Source organism: Actinomadura sp. 7K534 (assembly GCF_004348575.1).
Classification (GTDB): Bacteria; Actinomycetota; Actinomycetes; order Streptosporangiales; family Streptosporangiaceae; genus Spirillospora; species Spirillospora livida.
Genome location: NZ_SMKB01000163.1, coordinates 1 through 16274, shown reverse-complemented (window position 1 = coordinate 16274; position 16274 = coordinate 1). Strand labels below are relative to the sequence as shown.

General features: G+C 66.4%; 19 protein-coding genes and 1 pseudogene. 14 read left to right on the top strand and 6 right to left on the bottom strand.

The genetic code is table 11. The annotated features are described in order from the left end of the window. Together E1266_RS26190 and E1266_RS26185 are read left to right on the top strand one after the other, a co-directional pair. A partial coding sequence (locus E1266_RS26190; RefSeq protein WP_207945929.1) for a hypothetical protein occupies window positions 1-447 on the top strand: 447 nt, incomplete at its 5' end. A gap of 23 nt (window positions 448-470) precedes the next feature. Further along, the gene (locus E1266_RS26185; RefSeq protein WP_132051361.1) at window positions 471-1964 is read left to right on the top strand and encodes a hypothetical protein; all 1494 of its coding nucleotides are present in this window, start codon (window positions 471-473) and stop codon (window positions 1962-1964) included. 327 nt (window positions 1965-2291) lie between these two features. Here E1266_RS26185 and E1266_RS26180 read toward each other — a convergent pair whose 3' ends face one another. From E1266_RS26180 to E1266_RS26160, 5 genes are all read right to left on the bottom strand, one after another. Further along, entirely contained in the window at window positions 2292-2675 is a 384-nt protein-coding gene (locus tag E1266_RS26180) for a DUF4234 domain-containing protein (RefSeq protein WP_132051358.1), read from the bottom strand. A 126-nt stretch (window positions 2676-2801) separates the two neighbouring features. Beyond that, the gene (locus tag E1266_RS26175; protein ID WP_207945928.1) at window positions 2802-3512 is read right to left on the bottom strand and encodes a PIG-L family deacetylase; all 711 of its coding nucleotides are present in this window, start codon (window positions 3510-3512) and stop codon (window positions 2802-2804) included. 64 nt (window positions 3513-3576) lie between these two features. Then, window positions 3577-4473 (bottom strand): aminoglycoside phosphotransferase family protein, encoded by an 897-nt coding sequence (locus E1266_RS26170; protein ID WP_207945927.1) that lies wholly within the window; start codon window positions 4471-4473, stop codon window positions 3577-3579. A 155-nt stretch (window positions 4474-4628) separates the two neighbouring features. Then, a complete protein-coding gene (locus E1266_RS26165; RefSeq protein ID WP_132051356.1) occupies window positions 4629-5525 on the bottom strand; it encodes a phosphotransferase in 897 nt (298 codons plus the stop codon). A 21-nt stretch (window positions 5526-5546) separates the two neighbouring features. After that, window positions 5547-6638, bottom strand: coding sequence for a hypothetical protein (locus E1266_RS26160; RefSeq protein WP_165966213.1), 1092 nt, complete (start codon window positions 6636-6638; stop codon window positions 5547-5549). Between the two features lie 703 nt (window positions 6639-7341). Between E1266_RS26160 and E1266_RS38210 the strand changes: the two genes are divergently transcribed. The 10 genes and pseudogenes from E1266_RS38210 to E1266_RS26115 all read left to right on the top strand — a co-directional run. Then, the gene (locus E1266_RS38210; protein WP_165966212.1) at window positions 7342-7560 is read left to right on the top strand and encodes a hypothetical protein; all 219 of its coding nucleotides are present in this window, start codon (window positions 7342-7344) and stop codon (window positions 7558-7560) included. Further along, window positions 7557-7829, top strand: a complete 273-nt coding sequence (locus tag E1266_RS38205; protein ID WP_165966211.1) for an SAM-dependent methyltransferase — start codon at window positions 7557-7559, stop codon at window positions 7827-7829. The genes E1266_RS38210 and E1266_RS38205 overlap by 4 nt, the downstream gene beginning before the upstream one ends. Next, window positions 7826-8716 (top strand): SAM-dependent methyltransferase, encoded by an 891-nt coding sequence (locus E1266_RS26150; protein WP_132051350.1) that lies wholly within the window; start codon window positions 7826-7828, stop codon window positions 8714-8716. Before E1266_RS38205 ends, E1266_RS26150 begins: the two co-directional genes overlap by 4 nt. A 101-nt stretch (window positions 8717-8817) precedes the next feature. Beyond that, entirely contained in the window at window positions 8818-10254 is a 1437-nt protein-coding gene (locus E1266_RS26145; RefSeq protein WP_132051348.1) for an ATP-binding protein, read from the top strand. Between the two features lie 50 nt (window positions 10255-10304). Continuing rightward, window positions 10305-10793, top strand: coding sequence for a roadblock/LC7 domain-containing protein (locus tag E1266_RS26140; protein WP_207945926.1), 489 nt, complete (start codon window positions 10305-10307; stop codon window positions 10791-10793). Then, window positions 10780-11238: a DUF742 domain-containing protein gene (locus E1266_RS26135; protein WP_132051346.1), complete on the top strand. Its 459-nt coding sequence runs from the start codon at window positions 10780-10782 to the stop codon at window positions 11236-11238. The genes E1266_RS26140 and E1266_RS26135 overlap by 14 nt, the downstream gene beginning before the upstream one ends. Further along, window positions 11228-11851 carry an ATP/GTP-binding protein gene (locus tag E1266_RS26130; protein ID WP_132051344.1) on the top strand — a complete coding sequence of 208 codons (624 nt, stop codon included), beginning with the start codon at window positions 11228-11230 and terminating at the stop codon, window positions 11849-11851. The genes E1266_RS26135 and E1266_RS26130 overlap by 11 nt, the downstream gene beginning before the upstream one ends. Continuing rightward, window positions 11841-12437, top strand: coding sequence for a GAF domain-containing protein (locus tag E1266_RS39575; protein ID WP_132051342.1), 597 nt, complete (start codon window positions 11841-11843; stop codon window positions 12435-12437). Before E1266_RS26130 ends, E1266_RS39575 begins: the two co-directional genes overlap by 11 nt. 85 nt (window positions 12438-12522) lie before the next feature. Beyond that, complete coding sequence (locus E1266_RS26120) at window positions 12523-13752, top strand: acyl-CoA dehydrogenase family protein (RefSeq protein ID WP_243718888.1); 1230 nt, start codon at window positions 12523-12525, stop codon at window positions 13750-13752. 135 nt (window positions 13753-13887) lie between these two features. Next, window positions 13888-14049: pseudogene (locus tag E1266_RS26115) on the top strand (BldC family transcriptional regulator); the annotation flags it as partial. Between the two features lie 641 nt (window positions 14050-14690). Here the strand turns inward: E1266_RS26115 and E1266_RS26110 are convergent. Continuing rightward, the gene (locus tag E1266_RS26110; protein WP_243718887.1) at window positions 14691-15209 is read right to left on the bottom strand and encodes a topology modulation protein; all 519 of its coding nucleotides are present in this window, start codon (window positions 15207-15209) and stop codon (window positions 14691-14693) included. 81 nt (window positions 15210-15290) lie between these two features. Here E1266_RS26110 and E1266_RS26105 point away from each other — a divergent pair, with 81 nt between their 5' ends. Both E1266_RS26105 and E1266_RS26100 read left to right on the top strand, forming a co-directional pair. Continuing rightward, entirely contained in the window at window positions 15291-15500 is a 210-nt protein-coding gene (locus E1266_RS26105; RefSeq protein WP_132051340.1) for a hypothetical protein, read from the top strand. Window positions 15501-15522: 22 nt separating this feature from the next. Further along, window positions 15523-16274, top strand: a 752-nt coding sequence (locus tag E1266_RS26100; protein WP_132051338.1) for a phosphotransferase, incomplete at its 3' end; no start/stop codon positions are given.

The following is a 16274-nucleotide window of genomic DNA, read 5'->3' as shown; positions in this document are numbered from 1 at the left end:
TATCCGCCCCAGCCCGACCAGCAGACCGAACACCGCCCCACCACCCCACCGGAGGACAGCCCGATGACCCACGAACGCGAACACCAAGACGTCCGGCACGGCTGGTTCACCGAGATCCTCAGCAGCGCTCTCAACGACCTGGCCCACGCCGAACGCGTCATCACCGCCTACGCCGCCCAAGAACCAGACGGATTCATCGCCTGGGGCATGGCCGAAGGTGAAGCCGTCCAAGCCCACCAAGCACTGCGCCAGGCGCCGTCCCTCCACACCGCCACCCCGACCGACTACACCGCCGTCAACGCCACCGCCGACGCCCTCTACGAACTCGCCAGGAAGATCTCCCAGAGCCTGGTCCGGGCCGCCGAACTGGCCAGCGACCCCGACGACAAGATGGCCTGCCTCCAGGCCGCCCTGCACGCCGGCCGACTCCAGGAAACCCTGCGGTAGCGGCCATGGCCACCTTCGGGGAGATGACCGCACTGGCCACCGACCACCTCACCGACCTGCAACACCAACTTCACACCAAACGCCTCGCCCGCGACCTCGCTCGACGCGCGGTCCAGCCCGAACTCGCCCGCCTCACCCACGTCCTGGCCCGCTACCACGACCAGATCGCCAACGGCTTCGGTGACCCGCACCCACACACCACCGGCCTGCGGGACGCCGCCGACCGCGCCAGCGCCCTCATCAAACAAGCCGAACAAATCCTCGGCCCACCCGCAGACACAGAAGCTCCAAGGTCCGCCCTGGCCCAGAAACTCCGCGCCATCTCCATCGCCCTGGGCTGCGGCCTGGACCTGCTCTCCACTCACTTTCCAGTCAACAGCGGCAACGACAAGCCCACCGCAACCGGCGCCATCATCACCGCTCCCGATACAGCCCGCTCGCTCCTCCACCAACTCAGCATCCACACCGCCACCGTCGCTCACCTCACCCAACGCACACCATCACCCGCGAACGACGCCAGCGGCCTCCTCCTGCGCGCCGCGGTTCTGTCACGCATACACAGCGAAACTGAACCTCGACGCGCCATCATCGCCGTCCCCTTCCACGGCATCCCACAGCGCCGCCCACCAGAAGCTGGTGAAGACCTCACGCAAACCTTCGCCGGGATCAGCGCCAGCATTCGACGCCTGAGCAACCCCCAGACCACCACTTCGGTCACCACATGGCGCTACCTCGCCAGAGCCGCAACCATCGTCTGCGACCTCAACCTCAAAACCCTCCAGCAACTCATCTACCGCATGAAGGAACTAGACGAACCCGACCACCGATCAGCCTTCCAGAAAGCAGCCACAGCAACAAAACAAGCCGGCATTAAATGGAGAGACATCGTCCGACGCTGGGACGAGCAAACAAACCACCATGGCCACCCCGCCAACGGCCCAGCAACCGACGCGAGCGACCTCATCCTCCGCCTAGGTCGCCTAATCCACGCAGACCCGGCATGGACGCCAAGCCCCCGCGCCTCCTACCGAATGAAGCCACCCGACGAACTAGCCCCCGACCTCACCCAAGCAGCCCGCATCGCAACTATCACCCTGAAAGCCATGGACGCCTACAACACCCTCGCAGCCAACCACCGCGCAGCAATAAACGACGCAGCAGTACTGGGCATCCTCCATAAACAGCGTGAGCATCCAACCCACCTGCCGCGCATCCCAGCGTCAGCACGGCAACTGTCCAAGGCCTACGAAGCCGCAGAAGCGAAGGGCCTCGAAGCCGTGACCTCACTCGGCCAAGCGATCCAGCCCCTGGTTCCGGATTCGTATCACACCGAAGAAGTGCAGCTGATCATCCGCCGAACGACAGCCGTCCATGACAAGAAAACCCAAGCCCGCCTAGTCGCGGCAGACTTCCCAGTCCCCATAACAGACTGCCTGGAATCTCCACACGCCATAACCCAGCGACCATCGCAAACCCCCACGAACTCCAGACCCGCCGGAAATACCCCCATCACATAAGACAGTCCAGGTCATCACGCCTGTGGGTCCACACCCGTTTTCGCAGTCTGAAAAACAACCGGACCCCCAGGCTGATGGCCATTAGCCGCAGTTGGCCGGATGCCCTCCCAGTCGTTGCCCCGGAGCCGGGAGGATCCATCTGCTCGCTACATGCACAGTCCGGGCGTTCTGTTCGAAATTGGTTAGAGCCGACCGGGCGAGAGCACACTCGAACGTCTGGAGAGTAGGAGCGATCGCGGCGGTTCATCCGGAGCCCCTGTCGACGCGTTGTCGGGTGGAGCTGATCGATCCCGGCGCTGGAGACCGTCGCTGACACCAGTTCGTTTGCTAAGGGATGGGCCCTTCTATTCGCTGGTCCCAGATTCGATTCAGTTCGATCTGGTAGTAGAGCGCATGGAGCCCAAAGAAGAACGACAAGATCAGCCCGATCCAGCCGTTACAGGAAGGCTGTCGGTTGACCGAAGCCTGCATCCGCGCGATGCGCTCACCGGTCCGGAAGATGGAGATGTAGGGCGGCACAATGATAAGCCACCCTATAAGTACAGCCAGTACGGCCAAGCCAGGCCTGACCTCCACACCCGAGTCGCGTGCCTCTCGGTTGATCTTGTACCACCACACGAAGTAATAAATCCCGAGAGTGATGAGCGGCCAGACCAGCCACGTCAGGACTGGATTGCGCCGCTTACCTGCCGCAACAGACTTCTCATCCATACCACGACAGTATTCCGTTAGCTTCTATTCAGTTGCATTGTGGACACAAAGAATAATAAGATTGTTTTCAGTTATCGCCATGCTGGTGGTCGGTGCCAGCCGGTGCCGGTCAAGGGTCAAGTGTCGTCAACGTGCGTCGGCGAACTCTACGTGGCGGGCGATGTGGAAGAGCTCGGCGCAAGTGGCCAGAGGTGGGAAGCGTTCCACGACTCGGTGGTGCAGGTATTGGCGGTAGGTGACCTCTGCGAGGCGCTGGAAGACGTCCATGTCCAGTTGGTGCTGGGAGGTGAAGCACTGGAGCGCCTTTTGCTTGGCCTGGAGGAGTTCGGGGGTTCCCATGAAGACGAAGGTCGGCTCGAAACCGACACTGTAAGGCGAGCGGAAGTACCGCAGGTTGGCGGTTTCTCGCAGTGCTACCGCGGTCACCTCGGCTGCGGTGGTGACGTGGTCGAGGTGTTGGTCATCGGGGTAGTGGGTGTAGACGACGTCGGGTCGGGTGTCACGGAAGACATCCGACAGGGCGGCGTGGATGGCGCCTCGGTGTTCGACGAATCGGGTATCCGGAATCGAGGAGAAGGTATAGGTCTCGATGCCGAGCAGGCTTCCAGCATCAAGGCATTCCTCCTGCCTCGGCCGTGCGCCGGAGGGGTCAGGTGCGCCAGTGGTCAGGCAGTGCACGTGGACCCGGGCCCCGTTGCGCGCGTACCAATGCATGCGCATGCCCATCGCGATCTCGGCGTCGTCGGGGTGGGCCACCACTATGAGGACCGTCGCCACGTCGCTATGGAGGCGTTGACCGTTCAGGCAGGTGGGTTCGGCACGGTTGGTCTCCGGCATCGAGAGCTCCTGGGGCATGGGTATCCCTGAGGACGGGAGCGTCGGGGGCCTGCGCATTTCGCGGTCAGGTGTGGGTGCGTGCGAGTTCGCTGAGCGCGTTGCGGCCACGATCGATGAGCACCTGATCGCTGTTGGCCAGTCCTGCGGCCAGGTAGGAGGCGGCCAATCGGGTCGTCAGCAGGAGCAGGGCTTGGTGCTCTTTGGTGGTCAGCTCGCGTCCGTATCCCTTGAAGAAGGATTTCCTCAAGTCGGAGCGCGTCGGCCACACCGCTCCGGACAGCCAGATCATGTCCTGGACTGCCAGGGCGTGGCCGGCCATCTCGAAGTCGATCAGCCCGAGGGCCTGCGTCTTGGCGTTCCACACCCAGTTTCGCGGGGAGAAGTCGCCGTGCAGGTAGACCAGCGGAAGATCCGCGGTCAGCCTGGGGAGGTCCCGGGCCACTTCGCTCACCAAGGCCCGTTCAGCGCCGGTCAGATGGCGGTTGAGGTTGTCGAGGCAGGCGGAGGCTTCGGATGCCTGGTTGTCCATGGAGGCCATGACGCCTTTTCGTGCCTGTGGCGGTACGGGTTCGGCATGATCATGCCAGCGGCGCAGGAGCCGTCCGGCGAGCTCGTGCACTTGGGCCTCCACCGTCGCGGTGAGCGGCAGCTCCCGGACGACCTTCCCGTCCAGCGCCGTCATCAGGATGGCCTGCAGGGCTGGATCGGCGGCGATCAGACGCGGGGCTTCCTCCCGGCTGAGAGCGGCAGCAGCATGGCGGTAGGCGTCCGTCTCGCGTTTATGAGTTTCCGGAGATGGGTTGATCTTGACGTACACCGCGGTGGTACCGGCCTCCAAGCGCCAGACTCTCGACTCGGTGCGCTGCGGCCAGGACGCATCGGTGGCGCAACCGACGCCGGGCAGGTGGTCGGCCAGCCATCGGCGCAGGTCAGCGGGCAAGGATGCGGCGTCGAGCATCATGATGCTTCTCCGATATCACGGATGGGCGGAGGAAAGACAGCGAGCGTCTCCGCGTTGCTGGGGCGGCGTGCATGACCAGCGCCCATCGGCGCTTGAAAAAGGAGAAATTTGGTCGTCACAGCATGTTGGTATACGAGTTCTGCAGCGTGATCTGACTATTGCGTTGGCGAGTTCCATCGGGTGGAAGTGTCACCATTCCGCAGTGAAGCGATGCGGTGGGCGACTTCTTGGCGGGTCCGGTGGTCGGAGGGGGCTTTGCGGATGTAGGGGCTCAGACCGGTGATCTCACGGGTCTGGATGAGGGTCTCGGCGCCTGGCCAGTCGCGGACGTCCCAGCCGTAGGTGACGGCGAACCGGCGCAGGTCGTGCTCAGTGTGGCGGTTGAAGCGGCGGGCCATGTAGTGCGCCTGGATTAGATCCCATTCTCTGGGGCCGAGGGCTACGTGGTCCCAGTCCCCGAGGACGGTCTTGCCTGTGGTCAGGCGGATGATGTTGTTGGTGTGGGCGTCGCCGTGGATCAGCCCGGTCGGGAGCGCTGGGGTGAGTTCTGTCCAGTTGTGCCGCAATTGCTCGATCCGGTCACGTAGCCAGGCGCGGTCTTCGCCGGTCATGCCGTCCGGGTGCTGCTTGACGGCGGCCGCCACGCTCTCGAACGGGTCGGTGAGGTGCTGCAAGGGGATCGGTGGGTTGGGCTGGCGGTGTAATTCGCGGAGTAGTCGGCCGAGCTCGGCGCCGTTTCCGGGGGGCTCCTCGGCCACGTCCAGGAGTCGCCAGATTGAGACCACTCGTCCGAAGACAGAGAACGGATCTACGTCGGCGGGCTCCACGCAGGGGTAGCCGCGCGAGGCAAGCCAGCGAGTGACGGCTACGGATGAGGTGATCGCGTCGAGCGCATCGGGATTGCCGGCGATGCGCACCAGCAGCCGTGCGGTGGGCAGTGCGATCGCGCTGTTGCTGTGCTGATGCACCAGTCGAGCGTCCTTCACGGGAACCTGGCAGCGGGCGGCTACTTCGTCCAGAGCAGCTTGGACTTCAGGCGACATGCCGGACATGAACTAGCGGTTCCCTCCTGGTCAGAGGCCGCACCCCTGTAGGACTGGTTGTGCTGCCTCCCGCAGCTCGATGACGGCCGGGGTGTCCTCATACGGGGTGAGCGCATCGAGGACCTCTCCGATCCGGATGCACACTCGTCGCGACGAGACCTTGGGGGCGAGGTCGACGAGCTGGTGGGCCGCAGCGCACGCGGCCTCGATTTCCAGAGCTTGGGCGTGTCCGATGGCAAGGACGCCGAGTGTGAACGCGCGTGGCCGGGCAGCGGTGCGTACCGTAAGGCACTCTTCGGCGGCTTGGACAGCTTGACGTCCCATACCGAGGTTGACATAGCAGCGCGCCTCCTCGTGGCGCAGGTGTCCGTACCCGTAGGCGTCCATCCATTCCGGCTCCTCGGCGGTGCCGGATCTTTCGTAGGCGGCCCAGATGGTGCCGAGGACGCGCTGAGTTCGGGCCCGGTCGCCGGTCAGCGACCAGGCCAGCGCGTGCTTGGTGGTCAAGAACGCGCGACCGAGGGGCGGGGCTGAACGTGCGACACCTGCCGCACCTTCGGTGTAAGCCAGTGCCTGCTGGATGAAAGTCGCGCGCCGGTTGGGGCGGGAGGTAAGCGCTGCCTGGTGCATCTCGTGCTCGCCCCGGCGAGACAGCACCCAGGCGGTCAGCGTCGTATCAGCGCTCTCTGCCGCCATGCTCGATGCCCTGCCGAGCAGACTCATGGCTCGGTCCAGCTGGTCGGCGTCCAGGTGCATCGCGGACACCCGCAGCGTGAACTCCGTGGCCAAGCCGAACAAGCGTCGCTTCAAGGACTCGGGAGCCTGTCCACGCAGCATCGGTTCGACCACGTCGGTCAAGTAGTCATTGGCCTGCCGGCGGATGCGGTGTCCGCCAAACCGCCGGTCCGCGGCCATGAGAGCGGTCAGCATCATGCGGACCGCCTCGACGTCTCCCTCGGTCGGTCTTGGACTGGGAGGGAGCTGCGGGCCGTCTCCGAACAGTTCTTCCTGGCTCATGCTCAACGCCTGTGCATAGAGGATCCGGTAGCGCTCGGTGATCCGTCGAACCTGACCATCTTCCCACCGCTCGACATATCGGGTGATGCTGCGTTCGGTGGGCATTTTATGTGGATATTCGGAGGCTTCTCGCAATTCATGAGCCATGCGTGGGATGTCCCAGCCCCGGGCACGGCGCTCGCGGCGCAGGCGTGCACGAATCTCAGGGGTCGTCTCATAAGCCACGAGCGTGCACCTCGCTGCCGACGGATCAAGGCTCGACATCAGAGATGTCGGAAGTTGTCGACCATTGTCGGCTAGAGGCATCGGACGCGAAAGCGATCTGCTGGAAGTAGCCGAATTGCCACCGCCGAGCGAGGTATCAATGTCCGCCGAGCAACGTGCCCACCCGGACGGCTTCCCCTACCAGGGGAGCCGGACCGTGGACGAGTGCGGCGTCGCGGTGGCTACCAGCTTCGGTGCGGCAGCAGGGGCGCGTGTCCCCCGGCCCGCTCCAGCTGCCGTTTCCCGGCCCCAGAAGGATGGCTCTGGGGCGGGCTGCACGGACCAGAAGCACTCCATGGGGTGGTCGCTCCTGGTCCGTGCGGCCCCATGGAAGCCGTCGACCTGGACCTGCCTGCGGGAGCCAGGGTGTCTCACCGGCCTGGCACCACTTTGTGGCTGCTTGGCCACAGCCCGTGCCACGGTGATATCGGCCGGGCCGGCGACGTGGGCGTCCGCTTCACCTTTGTGCTCGTTAAAGGACGCCTGCAGGGCACGCTGCTTCCCCCTTCCTTCTCCCGATTTCTTCCTGTTCAGAGGTTCCGTCATGGCTTCTGCCGATACGTCATCCCCCGCGGACGTCAAAGCCGCGTTGCAGCGCGACTTTCCTGGGTGGAGATTCCTCCTCTCGGATCGGGGGCGCTGGTGGGCGTTGTGCGGACCGCTACCGCCGGACCGCATCAACGAGGTGGACACGGTGGTGGCCGACACCGAGGAACAGCTTCGCGTGGAACTCGCCGAGCTCACCGGCACGGTGACCTCATGAATGCCGGTACGGGCCCGTCGTTCGACAAGCCGAGCACTGCTCAGACGTACAACTGCTACCTCGGTGGCAAGTTGTGCTTCGAGGTGGATCGCGCCGCCGCCGAAGGTGTGCTCCAGTCCGCCCCCGACGCCAGGGACGTCGCGCGAGAGAATTTCCTGTTCGCCGGACGAGCAGCCGCCTGCGCGGCCAAGACCCACGGCATCGGGCAGATGCTCGACAGGAACGTCGGCATCGTCGGGGTCCGCACCGAGGTCAGGAGTGCGGCATGACCGAGGGCGGCGCCAACTCCAGCTGGAACCCGTACTTCCCGACCGCCCCGGAGTTCGACTGGGCGGCGGCCACACGTGACCTCGGCAACATCGGTACCGCGATGCCGTCCATGGCGCGCCTGTGGAACTTCTGGGCTGGCGGCAAGGACAACTTCCTCGCCGACCAATCCTTCGGCGAACACGTCGAGGCCATCTACCCGCGGATCGTGGATATGGCGTACTCCCGGCTGGGTTTCCGCGTCCGCGTGGTGCGGACCTTGGTCGGCGAGCACGGGATCGGCCAACTCCTGGTCGTCGGTACCGATCTGCCGCTGCGCGACGAGGTCCACGACGTGGCGCAACAGGTCGATCCGACGGTTCGCGTGGTGTACGCCGACTCCGACGCTTTGGTCATGTCGCACGCGCGTGCACGGCTGAACTCCGACTGGTGGGACGGGTCCAAGCACGTCGAGGCAGGGCTTGAGGATCCCGACGCGCTGATTGAGGGCGTGTCGGAGACGCTGGATCTGGCCGAGCCGGTCGGGGTGTTGCTGGTCAACAGCCTGGATGGTCTCGACGACGCCGCGGCAGCGCGTGGTCTGGATGTCCTGCGCGCGGCGCTGCCGAGGGGGAGTTGCATTGCGATCTGCCATCTGACGGGGGCGACCGCACGTGGGCTGGCCGCCCTGGGCGCGGCACGGGGCGTTCGGATATCCGGCTCACCGCACGCCCGCGTCCCGGCCGACGTGCGGGCCTGGTTCGCGGGGTTGGACCTGATCGAACCCGGTGTGGTTTCGGTTCCGCGCTGGCGGCCGGAGGCATCGCCCTGGCCCAGGTCGGGGCCGGTCGATCTGTGGTGCGGCGTCGGCAGTGTCCCGGGAGCGCGGCTAAGGCGGGGGACGCGGTGACTGCGTCGAACTCGACTCCAGGTTCGTCCGCGCCAGCACACGCCTCGCCCCCGGATCCGGGCCGGTGGCTGTGGCTGCTCGGGCTGGTCCTGCCCGCCTGCATGGTGGTGTACGTCGTGGTGGTATACGCCCTCAACGGCAGTGCGGGCGGAAAGAGCCTCGCGCTGACCTTCGTGGCCGTGGGGCTGGCCGGGGCGGCAATGCTGGTGATGGTGGCTCTGGAACGCCAGCACGAGTCGGCCATGCGAGTCCAACGCGGCCAGGGCAGCGAGGTGGCGTGGCTGCGGCGCCAGGCCGTCGATTCCGCGAAGGCTCTGCAGCAGATGACCTCCCGCCAGCAGCACGCCGATAACGAGATCGCGTGGCTACGCGGCCATGTGGCGGGTTCATCGGTGGCTACTCAGCCGAGAATCGGTGAATCGGCTGACCATCTCGACCAGGCCGAAACACGACTGAACTCAATCACCAGACAGTTGGAGCAACTGCTGGCGGGCATGGTGACCGCCGACGCTCAGGCCACCTCAGCCGTTGAGCTGGGGCACGGTGAGGAGCCCGACCGGGAAGTGCTGGTCTACGTCGGGCATCGTGTGCACTCATTGGTGAGCCGGATGCTGGAACGCCTCAAGGCCATTGAGCGGGAGCAGGAAGACCCTGATCTCCTTGATGATCTGTACCGGATCGAGCATCTGGCCACTCAGCTGCGTCGTGCGGCGGAGAAGCTGGCCGTGCTCGGTGGTCACACCGCGCGGCGGGCCAAGTCTCCGATGCCGATCTCCACGGTGCTGCGCCAGGCGATGGCCGAGGTCGAGGACTTCACCCGGGTTCGCCTGACGCTCCCCGACGACGAAGTGGAGATTCCGGGGTACGCGGGCCCGGACGTCATCCATGTCCTTGCGGAGTTGGTCGAGAACGCGACCAAGTTCTCCGATCCGAAGACGATGGTGCAACTGGCCACGGCACGTACATCCGCCGGACTGAGCATCGAGGTCTGCGACCAGGGTTTGCCGCTGACGCCGGAGAAGCTGGCGGACCTGCGGCGGATACTGGACGTCCCACACCAGGTCAGCCCGCGGGAGCAGGTCAGGCAAGGGCAGATCGGTCTGCTGGTCGCCGCCCGGCTGGCCGCTCGGCACGGCCTCCGGATCGAGTTGCACTCGGACGCTTCCGGAACACGGGCCCTCGTCGTCCTGCCGCGCAGTCTGCTGGCGGCCTCGGCCCCGACGGCTCAAACGGCGGAAGCGCCGTTGGAACCGCACCGTCCCGAGTTGCCGCGGCGCCACCGCGTCGCCGCTGAACCCGCATCCCCTGTGGCTGCCCGGCCATCTCCTCCAGCGATCGGCGACAAGCCGGCTCTCCCTCGGCGTAGCCACGCCCCACCTGCAGCGCAGCCCCCGGCGTACCAGTCGGCGGGTCCGGTATCGGGTCCAGGCCGACCGCCGACGCCGGGACTGATGGGAGCCTTCACCGCCGGTGTCCGGGACGGGAAGGGCGACCGACAGCCGACCGTCCCGCACACCAACGAGCCGGAGAGCGGCTGACCCCCGCCAGCCTCAGATCCCGGCCTTCTCGAACGTACGGAGAGACATACATGACCATGCACAAGCCCCCGGCTCCGGCCACTTCGGTCCGGGTCGACGACGGGTTGAGCTGGCTATTGACCAAGTTCGTCGAGCGCGTGACCGGAGTCAGCGGCGCTCTCCTGGTGTCGCGGGACGGCCTGAAGATGGCGGTCTCTGGTCTGCAGATCGATCAGGCGGACAGGGCGGCAGCGTGGATGGCAAGCCTGCACTCATTGGCCCGGTCTGCCGGCTCCATCAGCGGGTCGGAGTATGGCGGGTTCCGGCAGGCCATCGTGGAAGACGACAGCGTTCTGGTGTTCGTGATGAGCGCCGACCACGCGATGGCGGAACAGACCGGAGACCGAACCGGCCTGGTCGGCAGCGTCCTTGGAGTCCTGGCCTCCCCAGGCGCCGACCCCAACACGGTCGGCTTCGAGATGAGCCTGCTGGTCAAGAGCGTGGCCGACCACCTGGTCACGGCAACCCGCAACGGCGAGCGCCCTGATGGCGGCCGATGACATGGCCGCCTCGGCGGGCTGGAGCCCGCGGCAACCACCGGCCCGCTCGGCAGGGGACCCGGCACGGTCGTCCGGCGGGGATCAGGCATGGGTCACCTACGAGGCCGAAGAGCTGAGTCTCTACGCGATTACGGGCGGCCGGACCCGCCCGCAGCATTCAATGCGGCTCGTCACCCTGTTGGAGGTCGCAGACCCCGCCAGCGCCAAAGGAATGGCCCCCGAGGCCGTCAAGGCCGTCGAGTTGTGCCGTGCCGGACCATGCTCGGTCGCCGAGATCGCCGCCCGGATCGGTCTCCCCATCCAGGCCACCAAGATCGTCCTGTCGGACCTGATCGACTCCGGTGCATTGGTCATGGCGCTGCCTGGCCCTGAGGCGTCCGACCATCTGCAGCTGCTGGAGGCGCTGCGGTCGGGCCTGGAGACGAGGCTGTCCGATGTCGCCTGACATGCGCACCGAAGGGCACAGGCCCACCACCGTGAAGATCATCGTTAGCGGCGGATTCGGTGCTGGCAAGACTACGCTGATCAGTGCAGCCAGCGAGATCGAGCCACTGACCACCGAGGAGTATCTGACGGAGGTCAGCGACGGGATCGACTTCCTCGCTGGAGTGGAGCGTAAGGCCACCACCACCGTCGCCCTGGACTTCGGCCGTCTCACCTTCCGCGAGCAGCAGATGGTGCTGTACCTGTTCGGCACGCCAGGCCAGGACCGCTTCTGGTTCACCTGGGACGACCTGGTCGTCGGCGCGGTCGGCGCCATGGTGCTGATCGACACCCGCCGCCTGGCCGACGGCTTCGCCGCGGTCAGCTACTTCGAGCAGACCGGGATTCCGTTCGTCGTGGCGATCAACGAGTTCAACGACGCCCCTTATCGCTACTCCCCCGCCGAAGTTCGCGCCGCTCTCGAAGTGCCCGACCGCGTACCGGTCGTGCGCTGCGACGCCCGCGTCCCCAGTTCGGTCATCACCGTGCTGCTCACCCTGGTCGACCACGCGCTCACCTACGAGTACGAGCAGCCCCGCCCGTCCGCCCCAATGGAGCAACCACATGCGGTATGACACCGACTCCGGTCTGGAAATCCCAACCTGGCATGACACAGCCCAGGAGCGCCTGAGGCTGCTGGCCGAAGTCGGCTTGGACGGCACCCCGGACGCCGAGTTCGACCGGTTCGCCGCTCACGTGTCCGGCACGTTCGCCGCCGAGCTGGGCAGCGTCGGCCAGGGCCTGTATGCAATGGTGAACCTGTTCCTGCCCGAGGCGCAGACCTTCGTCGGCCTGCACAACCCACCAGGCGCCAAGCCGGTCGCCCGGACCATGGCGCCCGATCACGGGTTCTGCCCCGAAATGCTCGGCCGCACCAAGGCACTGGTCTTGGCTGACGTGTGCGCGAAGCCCCAGTTCGCCTCGAACCCGGTGGTCGACAAGCTCGGAGTGCGCACCTACGCCGGGGCGCCACTCGTTCATGAACAGGCCGGGACGGTGCTGGGCAGTGTGTGCGTGGTGGGCACCAGTCCCCTTCCCAAGGAAACCCGCCAGACGTGCCTCGCGCTCATCAAACGGCATCGGAACGCACTCGTTGAGCTGCTCGGCCAGCGCGCCAGCGCGAGCGGCGGCCGCCACAGCACCGGGTTCCAGGGCGGCTGAACGGGCGGCTGGCCCGACCGCAGCCGATGACGACGCCGGATTGACCCGCCGGCAGGGGTCCCACGAAGTGGAAGGGGATGTGTCCGTGTTCGAGACCGAAGATCACCAGCATCTGCGCGAAACGGTCCGGGCCTACGCAGCGAGCGAAGTCGCGCCGCGCGTGGCCCGTATGGAGTCCTCTCAAGCCGTCGACATCGAGGCCTCAACCTCGATCGCCCGGCAGGGATGGATCGGGGTGACCATCCCCCGCGAGTACGGCGGCATGGGCGCCGGCCACCTCGCCAAGACCATCGTGATCGAGGAGCTTGCCCGGGTCTCGGGCGCGATGGGCGCCATGGTCCAGGCGTCCCAACTCGGAACGGCCAAAATCCTCCACTTCGGCACCGACGAGCAGAAACGGCGATGGCTGCCCCCGATCGCCACCGGTGAATGCCTGCCGACGATCGCGGTGACGGAACCGGGATCGGGCGGAAACGTCCTGGACATGGAGGCCACCGCCCACCGAGAAGGCGACGAGTGGGTGCTCAACGGCCGCAAGGTCTACGTCGGCAACTCCCACATCGGACATGTCCACGGCATCGTCGTCCGCACCAGCCCGAAGGCGAAGCGTTCCCGGAGCCTGACGGCGTTCCTCGTCGAGCACGACCGGCCCGGCCTGCGGCTCGTCCCGTACCAGCCGTGCCTCGGCCTGCACGGGTTCAGCTTCGGCGACCTGATCCTGGAGGACGTCCGGGTCCCGGCCGCCAACATGATCGGCGGTGAAGGCGACGGACTCGACGTCGCCTACAGCTCCAGCGTCCTGTACGGCCGCCCGAACCTCACCGCAGTCGCGCTCGGCATCCATCAGGCACTGCTGGACGAGACCGTCGCCTTCGCCAAGCAACGCCACCGCCGCGGCGCACCGCTGACCAAACTGTCCACGATCGAGCAGCGGATAGGGCAAACCCAGCAGCGGGTGATGACGTCTCGAACCCTCGCCTACCAGGCCGTCCACATGCTCGACCACGGCCTGCCCTGCGACGACGAACTCGTGGTCGCCAAGCAGTACGGCGTCGAGTCGTTGTGGGAATCGGCCCTGGCCGCGATGAAGATTCACGCAGCCGCCGCGCTCCGGCGCGACCGCCCCATCGAACGCCTTGTGCGAGACGCCTTCCACATCGACGCGCCCGCCGGGACCGGCGACATCCAGCTGCACCGCCTGGCCGAATCCGCGCTCGACACCAGCAAGGGCCAGTGGTCACGTCGATTCGCCCACTCGACGGCCCTGCACCCTCCTTCCAAGCCGTCCACGACCACACAGGAGGACGCTGCATGATCTGTGCCCCCTAACACCGCGCAGCAGCGCCCGCATCCACCTCCTGCAAGGGCGCGCGCCCCTCGAACCATCGCCAGATTCCGCTGGTCGCTGGGACCGCGCGTCCTCCCCCTCATCCCTCAAGAAACGGATCCCATGACTCCCCCTGAGCTGCTCACACCCGCCGAGGTCGCCGCCTTGTTCCGGGTGGACCCCAAGACCGTCACGCGCTGGGCAAAACTGCAAAAGCTATCCTCGATCCGGACGATGGGCGGCCACCGCCGCTACCGCGCGGCCGAGGTCTACGAGCTACTGAACAGCGAGCACCTGCCCACCCTGCAATTCGCGCTAGAGACGCTGGTCGACGACCACTATGGTGGTGACCCCGCTCGCGCTTTGATCGACCTGGCAGACCGCTACGGTCTCGCCGTCACGTTCCTCGATCGGGCCTGGTTCACGCGGTTCGCGCAGCGCGACCTGACCGACATCGAGTGGAAACGCATCAGCGCCGAACTCGGAAACTTCAGCGACACCCTCTACCAGACCTGCGCCGACCAGTTGCTCGACTACGCCACCACGGTGCTCCGGAGCGCGGGCATCGCGCTCCAAAACACGACCGTCTCGAGACTGCCGCGGTTGCCCGCGCTGCCCAGCTCGCCAGAAGCCGGCCCTCCGGCGGCAACCTGAACAACCTCGATCGGCCTGTGCCCGCAAGGACGAAGCTTCGGATCACCCGCTCGGCGGCAACAATCCCCTAGCGCGCAGAACGAGCCTTGGGGAAGCGGGAGCAGTGTCGAGGCCGCGCGTGGGCATGCCCGGTGTCGCAGGACGGCGCGCAGTTCGTCGCATCAAGGGCTGTCGCCGACCTGGACGGCGCCGGGGCGCGCTGGTCAGCGCACACATCCGGGCACGACGCAGCCGACCGGTGAGCCCGGCTGCGTCACCGCCCCCTCGATCGGTCAGCGGGTCGTGCGCTCCAGCTCTGCGGTGAGGCGCGTGGCCTCACGGCGCGACCGCACGATGAACACCTCCGCGTCGCCGGCGTGCTCGTCGAGCAGTGCACGCACGCGCGGCGCCATTTCCTTGCGGTAGTCCCAGACGTACTTGATGAAACCCCAGTTGATGGTGTCGTAGACGCCGTCGCTGTGCTGGCCACCGCGATAGCGCCAGCGCCGCTGGGCGATGCCCCACAGACAGGTGATGGCGGGCAGATCGAGGAAGACGACATGAGTTGCGCGGCGTAGCCGGATCGGGAGGGTGCCGGCGTAGTTGCCGTCGATCACCCAGCTCTCGGCGGCGACCAGGTCTTCCTGGATCGCGGCGAACCTGTCTTGCGGCAGTTTGTTCCACTCGTCGTCGTAGTACACCGCGTCCAGATGCGTAATCGTGGTGCCGAGCGATGCAGCGAGGCGGCGACCGATGGTCGTCTTGCCGCTGCCTCCACAGCCGATAATCGCGACTCGCCGGATAGGGCTCACGTGCCTCGACAGTACTGACTGACAGTCGGCGACGTGGGACGTACGCCTGATCAAGTCCGACCGCCCGCCCCTGGGGTGAGCATGGGCGAGGAGGAGATCGCCCGGACCCTGCCCGCGTTGCACGCCACCGGCTACCGGGTCGAACTCGAACACTGGACCGGCGCCGCGTACCCGTGTTGCCCGCCCAACCCGTGCGTCGCCAAGGTCACCGATCAGGCCCGCCAAGCGCGGTGTAACGGCACCGGTGCACCACCGCCCGCGGAAGAGGCGTCCGGGCCGCAAAGTGCCTGATCGCGTGGCAGGCTCTGCCCTCATGGATCGCATCGAGTGGCAGAGCCTGCCATCCGACCTGTGCAACGCCGTTCAGGACGAACTCGGGCCGATCATCAAGGTCGAGCCGATCAGCGAAGGCAGACGCTCCGCACTCGCCACCGTCGCCCATCTGAAGGGCGGGCCGGTGTTCCTCAAAGGCGCACCCCTCGCCAACGAACGCGCGGCCGCCCAACTCGACCGCGAAGCCGCCGTCAACCCCCACGTCCTCCCCGCCACCCCGAAACTGCTGTGCAATCTCACGGCCAGCGGGTGGCGGCTCCTGGGCTTCGAATATGTGCAGGGACGACGTGCCGACTACACGCCCGGCTCCCGTGACGTGAACGCCGTCCTCGAAGTCCTCGCGACGCTGGAGAACCGTCAGCTACCCGCCAACGTGGACGTGATGTGGTTCGAAGGCCGCTGGTCCGACTACGCCACCGTCCCCCAGCACCTCACCCAAATCGCCGGAACCGCCCTCCTGCACACCGACCTCAACCCCGGAAACGTCATGATCACCGGCACTGGCGCCCGGCTGGTCGACTGGGGCATGGCCTCCCGCGGCGCCTCCCTGGTCAACCCCGCCGACCTGGTGGTCAACCTCATCGCCTGCGGCCACGCCCCCACCGAAGCCGAAGCCATCGTCGCCGACCTGGACACCTGGAAGAACGCCGACCCGGCCGTCCTCGACTACTACGCCAGACTGCTGGCCACCACCTGGCTCGAAGCCTTCTGGACCCCCACCCACCCCTGGGC